At 65.6% G+C, this 17,675-nt stretch carries 18 protein-coding genes and 1 rRNA gene; 6 read left to right on the forward strand and 13 right to left on the reverse strand.

Annotated features, from left to right (window positions below; translation table 11 throughout):
- Positions 1-60: 60 nt before the first annotated feature.
- Together ACZ9AQ_RS03395 and ACZ9AQ_RS03400 are read right to left on the reverse strand one after the other, a co-directional pair.
- On the reverse strand, positions 61-666 hold the full coding sequence (locus tag ACZ9AQ_RS03395; RefSeq protein WP_429200696.1) for an Hpt domain-containing protein: 606 nt from the start codon (positions 664-666) through the stop codon (positions 61-63).
- Positions 663-1,640 carry a CAP domain-containing protein gene (locus ACZ9AQ_RS03400; RefSeq protein WP_429200695.1) on the reverse strand — a complete coding sequence of 326 codons (978 nt, stop codon included), beginning with the start codon at positions 1,638-1,640 and terminating at the stop codon, positions 663-665. Before ACZ9AQ_RS03400 ends, ACZ9AQ_RS03395 begins: the two co-directional genes overlap by 4 nt.
- Before the next feature lie 142 nt (positions 1,641-1,782).
- Between ACZ9AQ_RS03400 and pssA the strand changes: the two genes are divergently transcribed.
- A complete protein-coding gene (pssA, locus tag ACZ9AQ_RS03405; protein ID WP_429200693.1) occupies positions 1,783-2,562 on the forward strand; it encodes a CDP-diacylglycerol--serine O-phosphatidyltransferase in 780 nt (259 codons plus the stop codon).
- A gap of 7 nt (positions 2,563-2,569) precedes the next feature.
- Here pssA and ACZ9AQ_RS03410 read toward each other — a convergent pair whose 3' ends face one another.
- From ACZ9AQ_RS03410 to ACZ9AQ_RS03460, 11 genes are all read right to left on the reverse strand, one after another.
- The gene (locus ACZ9AQ_RS03410) at positions 2,570-2,881 is read right to left on the reverse strand and encodes a metal-sensitive transcriptional regulator (protein ID WP_429200691.1); all 312 of its coding nucleotides are present in this window, start codon (positions 2,879-2,881) and stop codon (positions 2,570-2,572) included.
- 1 nt (position 2,882) lies between these two features.
- Positions 2,883-3,824: an aldo/keto reductase gene (locus tag ACZ9AQ_RS03415; protein WP_429200689.1), complete on the reverse strand. Its 942-nt coding sequence runs from the start codon at positions 3,822-3,824 to the stop codon at positions 2,883-2,885.
- A gap of 143 nt (positions 3,825-3,967) precedes the next feature.
- A complete protein-coding gene (locus tag ACZ9AQ_RS03420; protein WP_429200687.1) occupies positions 3,968-5,113 on the reverse strand; it encodes a D-alanyl-D-alanine carboxypeptidase family protein in 1,146 nt (381 codons plus the stop codon).
- A gap of 104 nt (positions 5,114-5,217) precedes the next feature.
- A complete protein-coding gene (locus ACZ9AQ_RS03425) occupies positions 5,218-5,847 on the reverse strand; it encodes an alpha/beta hydrolase (RefSeq protein ID WP_429200686.1) in 630 nt (209 codons plus the stop codon).
- A 16-nt stretch (positions 5,848-5,863) separates the two neighbouring features.
- On the reverse strand, positions 5,864-6,199 hold the full coding sequence (locus tag ACZ9AQ_RS03430) for a (2Fe-2S) ferredoxin domain-containing protein (RefSeq protein ID WP_429200684.1): 336 nt from the start codon (positions 6,197-6,199) through the stop codon (positions 5,864-5,866).
- Between the two features lie 105 nt (positions 6,200-6,304).
- Positions 6,305-7,450, reverse strand: coding sequence for a VanZ family protein (locus ACZ9AQ_RS03435; RefSeq protein WP_429200683.1), 1,146 nt, complete (start codon positions 7,448-7,450; stop codon positions 6,305-6,307).
- On the reverse strand, positions 7,447-8,082 hold the full coding sequence (locus tag ACZ9AQ_RS03440; RefSeq protein ID WP_429200681.1) for an ABC-type transport auxiliary lipoprotein family protein: 636 nt from the start codon (positions 8,080-8,082) through the stop codon (positions 7,447-7,449). The genes ACZ9AQ_RS03435 and ACZ9AQ_RS03440 overlap by 4 nt, the downstream gene beginning before the upstream one ends.
- A gap of 8 nt (positions 8,083-8,090) precedes the next feature.
- Positions 8,091-9,038: an MlaD family protein gene (locus tag ACZ9AQ_RS03445; protein ID WP_429200679.1), complete on the reverse strand. Its 948-nt coding sequence runs from the start codon at positions 9,036-9,038 to the stop codon at positions 8,091-8,093.
- A 2-nt stretch (positions 9,039-9,040) separates the two neighbouring features.
- Positions 9,041-9,898 (reverse strand): ABC transporter ATP-binding protein, encoded by an 858-nt coding sequence (locus ACZ9AQ_RS03450; RefSeq protein ID WP_429200678.1) that lies wholly within the window; start codon positions 9,896-9,898, stop codon positions 9,041-9,043.
- Positions 9,898-11,031 (reverse strand): MlaE family ABC transporter permease, encoded by a 1,134-nt coding sequence (locus tag ACZ9AQ_RS03455; RefSeq protein ID WP_429200676.1) that lies wholly within the window; start codon positions 11,029-11,031, stop codon positions 9,898-9,900. Before ACZ9AQ_RS03455 ends, ACZ9AQ_RS03450 begins: the two co-directional genes overlap by 1 nt.
- Positions 11,032-11,094: 63 nt before the next feature.
- On the reverse strand, positions 11,095-12,594 hold the full coding sequence (locus ACZ9AQ_RS03460) for a B12-binding domain-containing radical SAM protein (protein ID WP_429200674.1): 1,500 nt from the start codon (positions 12,592-12,594) through the stop codon (positions 11,095-11,097).
- A 141-nt stretch (positions 12,595-12,735) separates the two neighbouring features.
- Here ACZ9AQ_RS03460 and ACZ9AQ_RS03465 point away from each other — a divergent pair, with 141 nt between their 5' ends.
- The 5 genes from ACZ9AQ_RS03465 to ACZ9AQ_RS03485 all read left to right on the forward strand — a co-directional run bounded on the left by ACZ9AQ_RS03465 (position 12,736) and on the right by ACZ9AQ_RS03485 (position 17,154).
- Complete coding sequence (locus tag ACZ9AQ_RS03465; RefSeq protein WP_429200672.1) at positions 12,736-13,050, forward strand: YbjQ family protein; 315 nt, start codon at positions 12,736-12,738, stop codon at positions 13,048-13,050.
- Positions 13,050-13,517 (forward strand): YbjQ family protein, encoded by a 468-nt coding sequence (locus tag ACZ9AQ_RS03470; RefSeq protein WP_429200670.1) that lies wholly within the window; start codon positions 13,050-13,052, stop codon positions 13,515-13,517. Before ACZ9AQ_RS03465 ends, ACZ9AQ_RS03470 begins: the two co-directional genes overlap by 1 nt.
- Positions 13,514-14,326 carry a M48 family metallopeptidase gene (locus tag ACZ9AQ_RS03475; protein WP_429200668.1) on the forward strand — a complete coding sequence of 271 codons (813 nt, stop codon included), beginning with the start codon at positions 13,514-13,516 and terminating at the stop codon, positions 14,324-14,326. The genes ACZ9AQ_RS03470 and ACZ9AQ_RS03475 overlap by 4 nt, the downstream gene beginning before the upstream one ends.
- A 106-nt stretch (positions 14,327-14,432) precedes the next feature.
- A 5S ribosomal RNA gene (rrf, locus tag ACZ9AQ_RS03480) occupies positions 14,433-14,545 on the forward strand.
- Positions 14,546-14,751: 206 nt separating this feature from the next.
- Positions 14,752-17,154, forward strand: coding sequence for a penicillin acylase family protein (locus ACZ9AQ_RS03485; RefSeq protein WP_429200666.1), 2,403 nt, complete (start codon positions 14,752-14,754; stop codon positions 17,152-17,154).
- The last annotated feature ends 521 nt before the right edge of the window (positions 17,155-17,675 follow it).

The following is a 17,675-nucleotide window of genomic DNA, read 5'->3' on the forward strand; positions in this document are numbered from 1 at the left end:
GCGCCGCGCAGTGAAAGCCGCTCAGTGAAAGCCGCTCAGTGACGGCGGCGTATTGCGCCGTTAGCCCCGGTCGGCCTGCTCCAGCAGCGCCAGCGCGCCTTCGAAATCGAAGCGCCTGAGCGCCGCGTCGAACGCCGCCACCTTCTCGCACCCCATGTCCGCCAGCAGGTGCGGCCGCAGCTGCGCGGCCAGGTCCGGCGCGCGGCCGTCGCCGATGTCGAGCATGTCGCGCAGGCGCGCCAGGTCGTCCCGGGCGGCCGGCGAGCTTGCTGATGCCGGCGCCGGCATTTCCGGCGCGGCCAGCAGTGCGTCGACTTCGGCCAGCACCCGCGCCAGCTCCTGGTCCAGCGCCGCAACCAGTGCCGCAGCCAGCGCCGGCGGCGCCGCCCCGCCGGCCTTCATTGCCAGTTCGACCTCCAGCGCCAGTTGGCGCAGCCGGTTCGCCTCGATCATCCCGGCCGCGCCCTTGAGCGTGTGGGCGATGCGGTGCGCCAGCACGGCGTCGCCTGCATTCAGCGCCGCATGCAGGCGCGCCGCGAGGTCGCGGTAGTCGCCGGCGAACCGTCCCAGCACGCGCAGGAACAGCGCGCGGTCGTCCATCACCCGCTCGAGGCCAGCCGCGAAGTCGATCGCCGGCGCGCCGGGCGCCACTGCGGCGCCGCTCACCGCGTCGTGAACGACCAGGCGCGCGCAACCGCCGCGCCATTGACCGTACCGGTGAAATTGACCTCGTAGGTGGTGGCCGCGCGCAGCGGGAGCACGGGGATGATGGAGGCCGCCGTCGCCTGCCCCGGCGGATCGACGCGCAGCACCTGCAGGTCGGCGCCGCCGCGCGGGCGCACCGTGAAGCTGCCGACCGCCAGCGTTGAATCGAGATTGGTGTGCACGCTGATCGGATACCCTACCTCGTTGCGGTCGGGGACCGGATCCGGTTCCTCGGTATCGCTGAAGAAGTTGGGCGCGACCCCGGTCTGGCCATTGAAGGGCCAGCTGACGATCGTGCCGCGCGCGATGCCCGGGCCGTAGCCGTTGCGGCTGGCGAAAACGGCGGTGAAATAGTGATAGCCGCGGCTGGCGCTGGCGGCGCCGGTGCCGATCTCGCGGAACGTCGGCTCGAAGATCACGAAGCGGTGGTAGATCGCCGTGATCAGTTCTTCGGTCATGAAGAAGCCAGAGCCGTTGCTCGAGCCGGAAATGACTTCGCCATAGGCGAAACCGCGGGTCTGATCCAGCGTGTAGCCGGCCGCGTTCAGGCGGTCTGCCACGGTGGCGCCGGTGAAGCCCTGGCGGCCCGGCTCCTGGTCGTGGCTCAGGACGTCATTGATGCGCAGGTATTCGGCGTGCCCGAGGGCTGCGTTGCCGATCTGCGCGTTCTGGCTGACCGTCGGCATGCCGGCCTGGCCGCGCCGGTAATTCATCCAGTTGCGGCCATCGACGGCGATATTGCCGGTCAGGGCGGGGGAATCCGCGGCCGGCGCGGGCGCGGGCGGGGGCGCGGGCGCAGCGGGGCTTGGCGTGACCGCCATGCCGCCGCCAGGCTGGACCGCCGGACTGCTGCCGCCACCGTCGCCGCATGCACTCAGGGCCAGGGCAGCGCCCAGGATCGCGGCAATCGATTGCCAGCGTGGCATATGGCTCATCTTGCAACTCCCGTCAATACATAATCGTGGGGCATCATTCTAGGCCAAAAACGACCATCGTGACCGCCTCCGCCACCATCGCGCAACACCCTCGGAAGGCACCCTGTAGAATAAGCCAACATTCCCCTTGTCGAGTCGACCATTGAAGCTATCTAACCAGCAACGCCTCGCGCGCGCCAAGTTCGCCCTGCCCAGTTCCGTGACGCTGCTGTCGATCGCCTGCGGTTTCGCCAGCATCGTGATCTCGGTCGACAACGCGCGCGTCGGCGACCCGGACGACTTCCGCCTGGCCGCGATCCTGCTGGTGCTGGCCGGCGTGTTCGACGCGCTCGACGGTTTCGTGGCGCGCGCCACCAATACCCAGTCCAGCTTCGGCGTGCAGCTCGACTCGATCGCCGACGTGATGAACTTCGGCTGCGCGCCTGGTCTCCTGCTGTACTGCTACGGCTTCACCCAGCTGGGCGACATGCACCCGACGCTCGAGCGCATGGGGGGCCTGGCCTGCTTCGTGTTCGTCACCTGCGGCGCGCTGCGCCTGGCGCGCTTCAACATCAGCCATGGCCGCACCGATCCGCGCTACTTCGTCGGCATGCCGATCACGGCCGGCGCCGCCTGCGTCGCCTCGGTGGTGGTGGCCTGGCCCGATCCGGTCGTCGCGGTAGCGCCGGCCTTCCTGGTGTGCGCGCTGATGGTCTTCGTCGGCGCGCTGATGGTGTCGACCATCCGCTTCCCCAGCTCCAAGCACCCGAAAGGCAAGGTGATGCTGGCGCTGCTGGGCGTGTGCGCGGTGCTGCTGGCGCTGCTGCAGGAGCGCTTCTTCGTGCTGTTCTTCGTGCTCTACGTGTGCGCGACCCTGCTGCTCAACATCGGCTGGAAGCTGGGCTGGCGCGGCGTCGCGCCGCCCAAGGTGTTCGAAGACTAGGCGCCCGTCACGCGAACTTGTCGAGCATCGCCGCCAGGTGGGCGGCGCGGGCGCGGGCATCGTCCAGGTCTTCGGCGTCGCCGGTCTGGGTCAGGATCGATGAGGTCAGCAATTGCACGAAGGAGCGGTCGAGCGCCTTGCGCGCCGCCGCCATCTGCTGCGCGACGGCGTCGCAATCCGACGGCAAATCGGCCAGCGCGATCAGTTTCTGCACGCCGCGCAGCTGGCCCTCGATCCGGGCCAGCCGGTTCAGCAAATCCTTCTTTTGCTGCGCGCTGAGGGCCTTGCCCTCGACGATCCGGATCGGGCCCTCGACCATCTCAGGCCACCTCGTGTCCGCGTGCGGCGCGCAGGATGCGGAACCAGTCATCGCGCTCGAGCTCGAAGCTCGCGCCCAGCACCGCTTCGCGGACCGCCGCGATGCGTCCGCTGCCGGTGAGCGGGATCGGCCGGCAGGGCAGGCGCATGATCCACGCGAACACCACGCTGCAGAACGGCTTGTCCATGCGCTCGGCCACGTCCTGGATGGCCTGGCGCAGCGCGGCGCCGCGCTGGCCGTGCGCATCGCCCGCATCGCCCGCGTCGAAAAGGCGGCCGCCGCCCAGCGGCGACCAGATCATCGGCGCCACGCCCAGGTCTTGCAGGCCGTCGAAGGTCTCGTCGAACATCGGCGCGGTGTGCAGGGGCGAAAACTCGACCTGGTTGGTGGCCAGCGGTATGCGGCGGTTGAGCGACTCGAACTGATGGCGCGTGAAGTTCGACACGCCGAAGTGCAGCACCTTGCCGTCCTGCTTCAGGCGCGAGAAGGCCGCGGCGATCTCGTCGAATTCCATCAGCGGATCAGGACGGTGGATCAGCAGCAGGTCGAGGCGGTCGGTGCCCAGCTTGCGCAGCGACTCCTCGGCCGAGCGCATGATGTGGCTGGCGCTGGTGTCGTAGTGCTGGATGGTGTGGCCCGGGTGCTTGTCCGACAACAGCTTGATGCCGCACTTGCTCACCAGCTCCATGCGATCGCGCAGCGACGGTTGCGCGCGCAGGGCTTGGCCGAACAGCTCTTCGACGCCGTAGTTGCCGTAGATGTCGGCGTGGTCGAAGGTGGTCACGCCCAGCGCCAGGCACTGTTCGATGAACTCGACGCGCGCCGCGACCGGCATGTCCCATTCGCCCATGCGCCACATGCCGGCCACGATGCGCGACAGTTCGAGTCCGCCTTCGCGCGTCGGAATGCGGGGGAAGAGAAGTTCGGCAGGCGCTTGTGGCATCGGGTTCTTTCGTGATTTTTTCGTGCTGACTGGATAGCATGATTATAACGGCCGCAAGCCTGCCCCGCGTCAGCCGCCGCGCATGAAAAAAAACCCGTCCGGCGCGATGCGCGGACGGGCTTTCGACGGTCAAGCGCGCCGGCTTACTGCATCCACAGGCGCATCGAATCCCAGGCGCGCCCGAAAATGCTCGCTTCCTGCACTTCTTCCAGCGCCACCACCGGCAACACCAGCAGCGGCTTGCCGTCGACCGTCATCTTGAGGGTGCCGACCTGGCCGTTGCGTGCCAGCGGCGCGACCAGCGGGTCGCGGCGTTCCAGCACCGGCTTGAGCTTGCCGGCCACGCCTTTCGGCACGGTGACCAGGATGTCGCGCGTGAAGCCGATCTTGACGGTCGATTGCGCGCCCTTCCAGATCGATGGCGTCTGGATCGCCTGGCCCTTCGAGTACAGCTTGACGGTGTCGAAGTTCTGGAAGCCCCAGTTCAGGAGCTTCTGGCTTTCCTGGGTGCGCACGTCGGTCGAGCTGGTGCCCAGCACCACCGAGATCAGGCGGCGTTCGCCGGTGCTGCCGTTCGGACGGCGCGCCGAGGCGATCATGCTGTAGCCCGAGGAATTGGTGTGGCCGGTCTTCATGCCGTCCACGGTCGGGTCCAGCCACAGCAGGCGGTTGCGGTTCTGCTGGGTGATCTTGTTATAGGTGAACTGCTTGATCGAGTCGATCTTGTAGAACTCGGGGAAGTCGCGGATCACGTGGGCCGCCATCTGCGCCAGGTCGGCCGCGGTCGAGTAGTTGTTCGCGTCCGGCAGGCCGTGCGGGTTGGCGAAGCGGGTGGACTTCAGGCCCAGGCGCTGCGCTTCGCGGTTCATCAGGGTGACGAAGGTGGCTTCGTCGCCGGCCACCGCTTCGGCGATGGCGACCGCGGCGTCGTTGCCCGACTGGATCATCAGGCCATGCAGCAGGTCGCTGATCGACACTGGCACGCGCGGATCGATGAACATCTTCGAGCTGCTGCTGTCGACTTTCCAGGCGCGCTCCGACACGTTCACCATCTGGTCCATGGTGATGCGTTTGTCGCGGATCGCGGCAAAGGCGACGTAGGCCGTCATGACCTTGGTCAGCGACGCCGGTTCGATGCGCATGTTCTGTTCTTGCGAGGCGATGACCTGGCCGCTCGTCGCGTCGAGCAGCAACCACGATTTGGCGGCGATGGCGGGCGCGGGTACGGTTTGCGCACTGGCCGAGACCATCACCAGGCTGGCGGCGAAGGCCGCTAACAGTTTTTTCATGGGAAGTATTTCGTCATTAAGTAAGGCTGTGGTGGAGCGCAAGGCAATGCCCCGAAAGGAGCATTGCCTCAAGAGAAGGGAATGATTATAGGGGGTTGTTGCGGCTAAATGTCACGTCGCCACAGTTGAATCACGAGATTTTTAATGTGGCCGAGCTTGCGATGGAAGAAATGGTCGGCGCCCGTAACGACGGTCACGGGCAGGTCGAGCGGCCGCGCCCAGTCGAAAACTTCCTTCAGGGTAATTGTATCGTCCAGTTCGCCATGGATCAGGATGGTGTCTTGCGGCACTTCTGGCATCGGCCATTTGCCGGCCGCCGTGCCGACCAGCACCAGGCGCTCGGCCGGCCGGCCTTCGGCCGCCAGGCGCAGCGCAAACTGGGCCTGGACGAAGGTGCCGAACGAGAAACCGGTCAGCGTGATCGGCAGGTCAGGGTATTGTTCGCGCATGTGGGCATACATGACGGCCATGTCGTCGACCTCGCCCCGGCCCTCGTCGTGCACGCCTTCGGATTCGCCCACACCGCGGAAATTGAAACGCGCCGCCGCATAGCCGAGCGTGACGAAGGTGCGCGCCAGGGTCTGGGCGACCTTGTTCTCCATGGTGCCGCCATACAGCGGATGCGGATGCGCCACCAGGGCGACGCCGCGCGGCGCGCCTTCCGGCAGGTCGAGCAGGCATTGCATCTTGCCGGCGTGTCCGTCGAGGGTGAACTTGTGCGAATGGATGTTCATAGAGCGTCTTGTCGGATCAGATCTTGAGGCGGTCGACGACCTTGCCGCCAACCAGGTGGGTATCGATGATGTCGTCGATGTCGTCGTTGTCGACGTAGGTGTACCAGGTGCCCTCCGGGTAGACCACGAGCACCGGGCCTTCCTCGCAGCGGTCGAGGCAGCCGGCCTGGTTGATGCGCACCTTGCCCGGGCCGCTCAGTTCCAGTTCCTTGATGCGTTTCTTGGCATGCTTTTGCGCCTTCTCGGCGCCGCACTTGCCGCAGCTCGGGCGCGCATCCTTGCCGTCGCGGACATTCATGCAGAAAAATACATGGTGCTTGTAAAACTGCTCGTCATTCACGTGGTCGTTCATGTCGTTCTCATTGGAAAGAGTGGCATGGCGTCGCGCCAAAGCGTCATGATACGCGCTATCGCGCCTATCCCGACAGGTGGGAGGCCCCACCTGCCGGGACAGGCTCTATTGCCGATTGAGTTTATGCGAGGGCAGCAGCAAGAACCACAATGCAACAAAGGGCCAGGCCAGTGACAGGAACTGGGCCGCGCCATTGAAGTTGAGGAATTTGCCCTGCACCCAGCCCTGCAGGGTGGACGAAAAATACGGGTTGACCGGGATCGTATTGACCACCACCAGCGCCAGGATCAGGGTCACGACCGCCAGCCGGCGCTGCGCCACCTGGGGCGCGAACGCCAGGCCGGACAGCATGATCAGGCCGATCAAGAAGCCGCCTTCGGCGCCCGGCGTCACCCACACCAGGGCGTTATCGGGCCGGAACAGCAGGGAGCTGGCGAACGCCTTCACCACGAGTGCGCCGGCCAGCAGGGCCAGCATGAGCCAGAAGCGCGGGGCGCCGCGGCGCACCAGGCACATCAGGGTGAGGGCGGCGCCGGTCATGCCGCAGGCGGTGATGATGGTCTCGGACAGCCAGTACTGTTCGACGCTCATGATGTCGTCGCCGGGGCGCAGCATGGCCACCAGGTCGATCTCGGTGCCGAACCAGGACGACAGCCAGCCGGACAGGATCGGCAGCACCTGGCCGTGGCCGAACAGGTAGCTCTGCGGGTAGATCTGGGCCAGCGGCCACATGGCCACCAGCACCAAGCCCTGGCTGGCGTGCGGCGCGAACCAGCGCTGGCGCAATTTGAACAGGCGGCTGCGGTCGAGCAGGCCCGGGGCCCACAGCGCGCCGAGGATGGCGCCCAGGAAGCAGCCGCCGGCATTGGTGACGAAGTCGAGGTTCGACGGCACGCGGCTGGGCAGGTAAGTCTGTACGGCTTCCATCGTGCCGGTGGTGAGGAGCCCCGCGAGCGTGGCCAGCAGCACCGCCCATACGCCGCGCACGCGCGGATACATCGCCAGCACCAGCAGCATGCCGAACGGGATGTAGCCGACGATGTTGACGCCGGCGTCGAAGCCGGTCCAGTAGCGCTGCTTGACCAGGTTCAGGAAGGCCAGCGGCGAGATGCCGCTGTCGCGCCAGCCGGTGAACGGGAACCAGCTGGCGTAGACGATCAGCAGCAAATAGGCCAGCAGCGCGGCGCGCACGATCGGCGAGCCGCGCGAGCGGCCGGCGGCGACGTCGGCAGGGACTTCCGCCTTGGTCATTTGCCTTGCAGGCCGAGGGCGGCCAGCCAGGCGCCGATGTCGGCCGCCAGCTGGTCGGTGCTGGCCGCCAGCGCCGCCGCGCCGCCGGCCGCGTCCTGGCTTGCCGCCGGCGTGCTGCGCTCGAAGCTGCGCTGGTCGACCAGGCGGTGCTCGAGAAACACCGAGGCGCGCAGCATGATCCGGCCTTCGCTCCGGTCCGCGCTCGGGAACGCATGCACGAAGTCGTCGATCTCGATGCGCAGGACCGGTATGCCGTTGGCGGCGTCGGTGGCCGACAGCACCTTCATGTGCGCCTGCGACAGCCGGGTCTTGAGGCGGGTGGTGACCAGGGCGACCGGCGTGGCGCTCCAGCGGCTGCTGGCGTAGGTGCGCGCCTGCTGGGCGTCGGCGTAGTTCAGGCGGTAGAACATGCGCTCGGTGTCCAGGCCACTGGGACCGGTGACATCCATCACCACGATCGCAAGGGGCGCGGCGGGCGGCGTGGCCGGGGCGGTTGGCCCCAGCGACGGCGCGCCGAAGTCGTAGATGGTGTTCTGCGCGCGTTCCTGGCCGGCGCAACCGGCCAGCAGCACGGAACACGCAACTGCGGCAACGGCGGCGGCGCCAGGAAAGCGGAAGGATTGACGGTTCACGGTGGTCCTCATTTGGTCGGGGGCACGAAGCCCGGCTCGCCGGGGCCGGGCGCGTCGCCGGGGGTGCCGAACAGGATGCTCTGCGGGCGGTCGGAGAACGAGTTGGCGGTGCGCCGCACCGCGCGCAGCGAAGAGCGCGCCTCGTCGGTCATCCGCACCACGTGCGGCAGGGTTTCCAGCTCCAGTTCGCTGGTGGCGGCGCCGAGCGCGCCGATGGTGGTGTTCAGGCGCTCGATCGGGCCGTCCGGCGCCTGCAGGCGGGTCGCCAGCTGGTCGTAGTTGCGGGTCATCGAGGTGGCGCTGGTGGCCAGGGTGTCGACCGAATCCATGCTGCGGTTGACCTTGCCAATCAGGGCGGGCAGCTGGTCGATCACCGGATCGAGGCGCTCGGGAATGGCGGCGTAGGCGTCGGCCGCGCGGTCGACGCTCTCGAAGGCGCCGACCATCTTGGCGCGGTTGTCTTCGCTGAGCAGCTCGTCGAGGCTGGCGGTCACTTTCTCTGCCTTCCCGAGGATCGCCAGGCCGCGCACTTCGAGCTGGTCGAGCAGGCCCGGACGCAGCGGGATGCGGGCAATACGATCATCCCCCGTTTGCAGGCGCGGCGAGCCGGTGCGGTCGTCGTTGAGCTGGATGAAGGCGATGCCCGTGACGCCCTGGTAGCCGAGCGTCGCATACGTGGTGCTGGTGATCGGGGAGGCGGCGTCCACCGAGAGCCTGATGAGGATCTGGCCGGTGACGCGCGGGTCGAACACGATCGCGTCGACGCGGCCCACTTCGAGGCCGCGGTAGCGCACCGTGGCTTGCGGGTTGAGGCCGGGGATCGACTGGGTGGTGACGATCTCGTAGGGCACCAGCTCGGTCTTGTCGCGGCTGAACCAGAGGCCGACCAGGATGGTCGCCACCAGCAGCGCGATCGTGAAGATGCCGGTCATCAGGGCATGCGACCTGTTTTCCATAACTATCGATTCTCCGATTCATGCTGGGCATGGCGCTCGTCGAGCACTTCCAGCGCCCGCCGGCCGCGCGGGCCCAGGAAAAAGTGTTTGATGAAGGGATGGTCGACCTGCAGCACGTCGCACGACGGTCCCACCGCCAGCACGTGCTTCTCGGCCAGCACCGCGATGCGCGAGGATAGCGCGAACAGCGTATCCAGGTCGTGCGTGACCATCACCACCGTGAGCTTCAGTTCGCGGTGCAGGGTCTGGATCAGGGTGACGAAGGCGTCCGACAGGTCGGGGTCGAGGCCGGCGGTGGGCTCGTCCAGGAACAGCAGCTGCGGCTCGAGGGCCAGCGCGCGCGCCAGCGCGGCGCGCTTGACCATCCCGCCCGACAGGTCGGCCGGCATCTTGTTGGCGTGCTCGGGGCCCAGGCCCACCATATCCATCTTGAGCAGCACGGCGTCGCGGATCACGTCCTCGGGCAGGGCGCGCAGCTCGCGCATCGGCAGGGCGATGTTGTCGAACACGCTCAGCGCCGAGTACAGCGCCCCCTGCTGGAACAGCATGCCCCAGTGGTTGCGCATGCGCTGCAGCTGTTCGGGCGAGGCCGCGCTGATGTCCTCGCCGAACACGTGCACGCTGCCCTGCGCTGGCCGCTCGAGGCCCAGCATCTGGCGCAGCAGCACGGTCTTGCCGGTGCCCGAGCCGCCGACGATGGTGAGGATTTCGCCGCTGTAGATCTCGAGGTTCAGGTCCTGGTGCACCACCGTGCGCCCGAAACGGGTCCACAGGTTGCGGATCTGGACCACCGGCGCACCGACTTCCTCGTCGGGGCGCAGGTTCAGCTCCTGGCGGCGTTGTTTGCTGGTTTCCGGCATCAGAAGCCCGTCCCGCTGAAGATGATGGCGTACACCGCGTCGGCCAGGATCACCACCGTGATCGCGGTGACCACCGAGGTGGTGGTGCCGCGGCCCAGGCTCTCGGTGTTGGGCTTGATGCGTAGGCCAAAGTGGCACGAGATCAGGGCGATCAGCACCCCAAAAGTAGCGCCCTTGAGCAGGCCAATCGTGTAGTTCACGATCGGCACCGCGTCCGGCAGCTTTTGCAGGAAGTAGCGGAACGACATGCCCATCTCGATCTTGGCCGAGACCATGCCGCCCAACAGGGCCATGGCGTCGGTCCAGACCACCAGCAGCGGCATCGAGATCGCCAGCGCGACCACTTTCGGCATGATCAGGCGGTAGCCATGCGAGATGCCCATCACCAGCATGGCGTCGAGTTCTTCGGTCACCCGCATCACGCCCAGCTGGGCGGTGATCGAGGAGCCGGAACGGCCGGCGACCAGGATCGCCGCCAGCAGCGGGCCCAGTTCGCGGATCACCGCCATGCCGAGGATGTTGACGAGATATGCGTCGCCGCCGAACATGCGCAGCTGCTGCGACGACAGGTAGGACAGCACGATCCCGATCAGGAAGCCGACCAGGGCCGTGATGCCCAGCGCCTGGAAGCCGGAATGATAGATATTGGCCGAGATTTCGCGCCACGGCCCGGTCTGGGGACGGCGCAGGAAGCGGCCCAGGTCCTGGACCACGATCCCGATCAGGCCGATGAAGCTGCGCAGGTGTTCGAAGAAGTTCAGGATGCCGGCGCCCAGAATGATCACCCAATGGAAAGGGCTCGTCCGGTGGCGCGGCAGCTTGATGGCGCTGGCCTGCTCGATGCGGCGGAACAGGTCTTCCTGGCGCGGGTCGAGCTTGAGGCGCTTGGGACGCTGTTTGTTCCAGGTATTCCAGAACAGCTGGGCGCCGATGTGGTCGAGGCTTTCGATGCCGGACAGGTCCCATTCGCAGGCGCCCTTGTCCTTCAGGCTGGCCAGCTGGCGCGTGATGCCCTTGAGGACGCCGCGCTGCGACAGGCCGTGGACTTGCCAGACCCCCTCGGCAATGACGGATTGGCCGGCTCCCTGGCCGGACTGTTGAATGGTTAATGTTGGCGCATTTTCAATCCGCATTGCGCCAGTGTAAAAGAGAATCATATGTGTTGCCAGCCGCGATCCTCTTGCGTGCTTGCCCCGTCAGGCGGCCAGATGGCGCACCTGGCGCGCCGGGGCGACCGCTTTCGGCGCATCCGCCGGCGTCACCAGGCGGGTCGGGGCGTCGACCTTGCCGGCATAGTCGCTGGCCAGCAGCGCCGCCGCCTCGTCGGCGGCCATGCCGCGCACCTGCAGCCACCGGGCCACCAGCTTGGCCAGCCGGTCCAGCGCGATGCGGTGGGTGGCGTCGGTGTGCGCATAGATCCAGTCCGAAAAGGCCATGAAGTTGTCGAACGGCGTCTCGCCCAGCAGCACCGGGATGGTGTTGGCGAAGCGGCCCGAATTGGCCACCAGGTCCCAGTAGCGGGCAAAGCGCACCAGGCGCTGCATGGTGGCGAAGTCGATCCTGTTCGTCGCCAGCACCGTATAAGGCGGGTAGGGATCGTAGACCATGCCGAATTCCTGGGTATGGCGGATGATCGGCGTGCCGCGCAGGCGCTTGAGGATGCCGAACTGGATCTCTTCGGCGCCCAGGCTCACCAGGTGGTCGAAGCCGCGCGCGAAGCTGGCCACGTCTTCGCCCGGCAGGCCGGCGATCAGGTCCACGTGCAGGTGGGCGGTGGAGTGCCGGGTCAGCCAGCGGATGTTCTCGGCCGCTTTTTCATTGTTCTGGCGGCGGCTGACCAGGCCTTGCACTTCGGGGTTGAAGCTCTGGATGCCGATCTCGAACTGCAGCGCTCCGGCCGGGAATCTGGCGATCGTTTCCTTGAGCGCTTCCGGCAGGTGGTCCGGCACCAGCTCGAAGTGGGCATATACCGGGTCGCCTGGCGCGGCGGCGATCTTGTCGAGGAAGAACTGCATGATGCGCAGGCTGGTCTTGACGTTCAGGTTGAAGGTGCGGTCGACGAACTTGAACAGGCGCGCGCCCCGGGAGTACAACAGCTCGAGCTCGGCCAGGAAGGTATCCAGGGGGAAGGGCCATGCCGTCTTGTCCAGCGAGGACAGGCAGAATTCGCACTTGAACGGGCAGCCGCGCGAGGCTTCCACGTACAGGGTGCGGTGGGCGATGTCTTCTTCGCCATATAAAGAGTAGGGCAGGGCGATGTCCCCCATCGGCGGCTGCACGCCCGCATGCACCTTCATGATCGGCTTGGGACCGTCCAGGATCTCGCGGCACAGCTTGGGGAAGGTGACGTCGCCCCAGCCGGTGACGACGTAGTCGGCCAGCTTGACGATCTCTTGCTCGCCCGTCTCGTGCGAGACTTCCGGGCCGCCCAGGATGATGGTGAGCTGCGGCGCCACGCGCTTGAGCAGGGCCACCAGGCGGGTGGTCTCTTCCACGTTCCAGATATAGACGCCGAAGCCGACGATGCGCGGCGCGTGCGCCAGGATGCGCTCGACCAGGTCGGTGGTCTTGGCGCCGATGACGAATTCCTGGATCGTGGTCTGCTCTTGCAGCGGACCCATGTTGGCCGCCAGGTAGCGCAGGCCGAGCGAGGCGTGCGTATAGCGGGCATTGAGCGTTGAGAGCAGGATCGTCATGGTGGGGAAGCGAAGGATGGCTGGCGCGAAGGCGGTATTTTACTGTGCTTGAAGCGCCATTCGCGCCGACTATGCAGTGCGAATTGCTTGTGGTAAAGATTACTGTCTACAATCGACCACTCTTTTTTATCCAGGGCCATCATGCTTCTCACGAATATCGAAACCATTCCCAGCAAGAACATCACGGTCTGCCACGGCATCGTCTCCGGCAGTTCGGTGCGCTCCAAGCACGTCGGACGGGACATCATGGCGGGCCTGAAGAACATGGTCGGCGGCGAGCTGCGCGGCTATACCGAGTTGCTGGAAGAATCGCGCACCCAGGCCACCGAGCGCATGAAGGCGCAGGCGGCGCAGATGGGCGCGAATGCGATCGTCAACGTGCGCTTCTCGACCTCGTCGGTGGCCGCTGGCGCCGCCGAGATCTATGTTTATGGCACCGCGGTGACGGTCGAATAATGGAAATCCTCTTTCTGATCGCCTTCTGGACGATCCCCGTGGTGCTGGGCTATGTGTTTGGGAGGATGGCCGAGCGCCGGCATTACCGCTCGATCATCGAGCGCGAAAAAGCGTTCGTGCACCTGCCCGCTACATCGCTGCGCACGGTACTGGGCGCCGGACCGGTGGCGCGCAGCGAGCTGGTGACGGGCAGCGTGGTCATCTCGGTCGACCATTTCAAGAAGGCGGCTTCGGCCCTGCGCTCGATCGTGGGCGGCTCGGTCAAGTCGTATGAATCCCTGCTCGACCGCGCCAAGCGCGAAGCGCTGCTGCGCCTGAAGGAAAGCTGTCCCGGCGCTCATGAGATCGTTAACGTGCGCCTGGAAACCATGCCGCTGGCCGGCAGTCAGCCGCGCCAGGTGACCGGGGTCGAGGTACTGGCCTACGGCACCGCCATCTATTATGTGGAGCGGTCCGCACCGGCATGAAATACCAGGCGTCGCTGCCCGAGCACAACGACAATATCTCGCACGAACATCCACTGAAGGATTTCGTGCTGATCCTGGCCGGGCTGTCGGCGGCGATTTTCGCGGCCTACCTGGCGCTGGGATGGCTGGTGGACGTGGTCGTCGAGCGCATGGACCCTGGGACCGAGGCCAGGCTCACGCGGCTGGTGGCGTGGACGCCGCCGCCCGCCGAAGCCGCGCTGCGCAAACATGAGGCGTGGGCGCAGGCCCTGGTCGATGGCATGAAGACATGCGCCGGGGTGAGCGAGCCGGTGACGGTGCGGATCACCCGATCGACGTCGCCGAATGCGATGGTCGCGCCTGGCGGGCTGATCGTCGTGCATTCGGCGCTGTTCGACAGCGTGCGTTCCGAGAACGGCATGGCGTTCGTGCTGGCCCACGAACTGTCCCATCTCGCGCATCGCGATCACTTGCGCGCGCTCGGGCGGCGATTGGTGCTGGTGGCGGCCGCCACCTTGCTGACCGGGGATGGATCGGGAGCGGCCAGTGTGCTGTTGCCGGCCCAAACCCTGGGAGAATCGCGCTATTCGCGCGGGCGCGAAGCGGCGGCGGACGGCAAGGCGCTGGACATCCTGCAGTGCCGTTACGGACACGCCGGCGGCGCCACCGAATTCTTTGAAAGCCTGCGGCGCGCGGAGGGCGATACGCCGGCGTTCACGCACTACCTGGCGTCGCATCCATCGATGGATGCACGCATCGCGGCATTACGGGCGGCGATTCGCCAGGCGCGGATGCAATCCGGCGCAGTACGTCCCTTGCCGCGGTTTTGACCGCGGCGTGATAACGCTGGTGCTCCGAGGATTTGCCTGATAGAATGCTCGCCGGAATTCAGGAAGTCTGTTGCCCAGTAGAGGAACAGTTTTCCAGCAAGTTATGCCTGATGACCATAGCAAGTCGGTACCACCCCTTCCCATCCCGAACAGGACCGTGAAACGACATTGCGACGATGATAGTGCTGCAACCAGTGTGAAAGTAGTTTATCGTCAGGCTATTCAATAGAGAGAAAGCCCACCAGATGTCTGGTGGGCTTTTTTGCTTTCTGGCGGTCCGACACGACGGCGTTGCGTCAATCATCTATTTTGAGGATTTACGCGTAAGTAATGGTATGCGGGCATTAATTCAGGGTTAAAGTTGTTGCACCTTTTGCCCTTCGTTCCGCCATCACCATGCGGCCATTGCCGCAGAAAGCGCCTCCATGAAGCCTCCTGTCCCTGCGATCCGGTTTCTTGTCTGCGCGCTGCTTGCGCTGGCGCTAGGCGCTTGCAGCGGCGGCGACGATCCGGCGCCGCCCCCGCCGCCTTCCGAGCCGGTCGCCCGTGTCCAGGTTTCGCTCGCACGCACCACGCATGGCGTGCCGCACGTGCGCGCCGATAATTTTCATAGCCTCGGTTATGGGCTGGCGTATGCCTATGCCCAGGACAACGTCTGCATGTTTGCCGATTCCCTGTTGACCGTGCGTGGCGAGCGCTCGCTGTTCTTCGGCGCCGATGCGCGTCCGCGCCAGCGCACGGGCGACGACTATGGCGGCGGCAGCGGTTTCATGGACTTGAACAATGAAGAAAGCGACTTTTTCTTCAAGGGCTACCTCGATATCGGGCAGTTGCGCGCCGGCTATGCCGCGGGGCCCCGCGAGCCGCGCGATCTGCTCGAAGGCTTTGTCGACGGCTATAACCGCTACCTGAAGGATGCCGGCGGCAAGCTGCCGGCCGCCTGCGCCGACGCCAAGTGGGTGCGGCCGATGACGCTCGACGATATGGTTCTGGTGGTGGCGGAAAAGGCGTTGCACGCGTCGGGCCAGGCCTTTGCCAGGGATTTTGTCGCAGCCGGGAGGGTTCCCGGCGCGAGCGTGCGCCTGGCCAGGAGGGCGCCGCGCAAGATCGACGCCTCGACGCTGGTGGCGCAGCTGGACCAGCTCAACCGACAAGGGTTTGGAAGCAATGCCCTGGCGGTGGGCAAGGACTTGTCCGCCAATGGGCGGGGGCTGTTGCTGGGTAATCCGCACTATCCCTGGACCACGACCGACCGCTTCTACCAGGCCCACCTGACCGTGCCGGGGCGCTATGACGCGATGGGCGTGATCATCGGCGGCGTCCCGGCCGTCGTGATCGGCTTCAACCGCGACGTGGCATGGAGCCATACGGTGACGTTCGCCTATCACTTCACCACCTTCCGGCTGACGCTGGATCCGGCCGACGCCAGCGGCACCACCTATGTCTATGACGGCGAGCGGCGCAGGATGACCGCGAAGACGGTCCACGTCGATGCGCTGCTGCCGGACGGGCTGGTTGGCCGGCGCAGCAAGACCTTCTATTTCAGCCACCAGGGCGCCGTCATCAGCCGGCCGGCGGCGGGCATGACGTGGACGGCGGAGGCGGCCTATGTGCTGGCCGACCCGAACCGCAGCAATACGCGCATGCTCGCGCAATGGCTGGGCATCGGTAGCGCCAGCAACGTGCGTGCGCTCAAGGACTCGCTGGACAAGGTGGTGGGCCTGCCGTGGGTAAATACGGTTGCGGCCGACCGCGACGGCAACACGCTGTATGCGGACGCCAGCGTCGTGCCGCACATGAACGCCGACAAATTCGCCAATGGCTGTCTGTTGCTGCAGGCGGCGCTGCTGTTCGACGGTTCACGCAGCAGCTGCGGCTGGGGCCAGGATGCGGGGGCGCCACCCGGCATTTATTCTCCAGCCAATGCCCCGTGGATGATGCGCACCGACTATGTCGGCAATTCGAACGACAGTTATTGGCTGACCAACCCGAAGGCCTTGCTGACCGGGCCGGCGCCGCTGGGCTATTCGCCGCTGTATGGGCGGACCAATGTCGAGCAAAGCCTGCGCACGCGGATCGGTTTCCGCCAGGTCGAGGATATGCTGGCCCGGCGCAGTAAACTGAGCCTGGGCGATATGCAGGCACTGGCGTTCTCGAACCGCGTGTATGCGGCCGAGCTCGTGTTGCCGGAACTGCTGCCGGCCTGTGCGGCGGCGAACGATGCGCTGCTGAGGCGGGCCTGCACGGCGCTGCAGGGCTGGGATCGCCGCGCCGATCTAGATAGCCGTGGGGCGGTGCTGTTCCGCGAATTCTGGCGCGCGGCGGCGGCGATTCCGGATAAATGGGCGGTGCCCTTCGATCCGGCCGACCCGGTGAATACGCCGTCCGGGGTGGCGTCAAAGGCCATGCCGGCGTTGCTGGCAGCGCTGAAAGGCGCGGCGGACAAGCTGCAGTCGCTCGACGTGCCGTTCGACGGCCGGCTGGGCGACTACCAGGTCGAGCCGCGTAACGGCGTGCGCATTCCCCTGCATGGCGGCAACGGTAATCAGGAAGGAAGCTATGGTTCGCTGACCATGCGCAGTGGATTGACGGCGCAGGGCTATGTTGGCGCGCACTGGGGCCAGAGTTATATCCAGACCGTCACGTTCGACGAGCAAGGGCCGGTGGCCCAGGCCATGCTGACCTATGGCCAGTCGACCGACCCCAGGTCGCCCTGGTATGCCGACCAGACCATGATGTATTCGCGCAAGGAGTGGCCGAGCCTTCCCTTTACACAAGAGCGTATCGGGGCCGATCCGAACTATACGACGCTCACGCTGCGGGAATAGCGATCGCTTCGCGCTGCGCCAGCACGTCCTGCGGCAGGCTGAGCTTGGCTGCCGCCAGGTGGTCGAAGACTGGTTGAGGCTATATATCGTGCGCCGGCTGATAAAGGCCTTCGTCGACATCCTCCGTAACGACGCGGTTTCGTCACAAAACTGAAAAATTAGGTGTTGACGAAGCTCAGCAGGACGAGCATAATCTCATTCCTCTGCTGCTGACGAACAAAACGATTCGAAGCAAACGGCAGGGGTGCAGTACCGAATAAAGTTCTTTAAAAATTAACAGTCGATAAGTGTGGGCGTTTGATGAAGGTGCCAAGAACTTCGGTTCTTGCATACTTAAAATATCAAATGTTCGCACAAAGTATTAAACGTTGCTTCAGCAATGAAGTGACGGTCAGTATTTTGAGTGAGCGACTCGGTTAGCAATAGCCGATGACTCGAAAGAGTCAACAAACAGAGATTGAACTGAAGAGTTTGATCCTGGCTCAGATTGAACGCTGGCGGCATGCTTTACACATGCAAGT

The organism is Massilia sp. UYP34 (assembly GCF_056279385.1).

Bases quoted from the DNA above. Each gene is read 5' to 3' on its own strand.
- ACZ9AQ_RS03400 (WP_429200695.1), bottom strand. From the start codon at position 1,640: ATGAGCCATATGCCACGCTGGCAATCGATTGCCGCGATCCTGGGCGCT.
- ACZ9AQ_RS03410 (WP_429200691.1), bottom strand. From the start codon at position 2,881: ATGGTCGAGGGCCCGATCCGGATCGTCGAGGGCAAGGCCCTCAGCGCG.
- ACZ9AQ_RS03415 (WP_429200689.1), bottom strand. From the start codon at position 3,824: ATGCCACAAGCGCCTGCCGAACTTCTCTTCCCCCGCATTCCGACGCGC.
- ACZ9AQ_RS03420 (WP_429200687.1), bottom strand. From the start codon at position 5,113: ATGAAAAAACTGTTAGCGGCCTTCGCCGCCAGCCTGGTGATGGTCTCG.
- ACZ9AQ_RS03425 (WP_429200686.1), bottom strand. From the start codon at position 5,847: ATGAACATCCATTCGCACAAGTTCACCCTCGACGGACACGCCGGCAAG.
- ACZ9AQ_RS03430 (WP_429200684.1), bottom strand. From the start codon at position 6,199: ATGAACGACCACGTGAATGACGAGCAGTTTTACAAGCACCATGTATTT.
- ACZ9AQ_RS03435 (WP_429200683.1), bottom strand. From the start codon at position 7,450: ATGACCAAGGCGGAAGTCCCTGCCGACGTCGCCGCCGGCCGCTCGCGC.
- ACZ9AQ_RS03445 (WP_429200679.1), bottom strand. From the start codon at position 9,038: ATGGAAAACAGGTCGCATGCCCTGATGACCGGCATCTTCACGATCGCG.
- ACZ9AQ_RS03450 (WP_429200678.1), bottom strand. From the start codon at position 9,898: ATGCCGGAAACCAGCAAACAACGCCGCCAGGAGCTGAACCTGCGCCCC.
- ACZ9AQ_RS03455 (WP_429200676.1), bottom strand. From the start codon at position 11,031: ATGCGGATTGAAAATGCGCCAACATTAACCATTCAACAGTCCGGCCAG.
- ACZ9AQ_RS03460 (WP_429200674.1), bottom strand. From the start codon at position 12,594: ATGACGATCCTGCTCTCAACGCTCAATGCCCGCTATACGCACGCCTCG.
- ACZ9AQ_RS03465 (WP_429200672.1), top strand. From the start codon at position 12,736: ATGCTTCTCACGAATATCGAAACCATTCCCAGCAAGAACATCACGGTC.
- ACZ9AQ_RS03470 (WP_429200670.1), top strand. From the start codon at position 13,050: ATGGAAATCCTCTTTCTGATCGCCTTCTGGACGATCCCCGTGGTGCTG.
- ACZ9AQ_RS03475 (WP_429200668.1), top strand. From the start codon at position 13,514: ATGAAATACCAGGCGTCGCTGCCCGAGCACAACGACAATATCTCGCAC.
- ACZ9AQ_RS03485 (WP_429200666.1), top strand. From the start codon at position 14,752: ATGAAGCCTCCTGTCCCTGCGATCCGGTTTCTTGTCTGCGCGCTGCTT.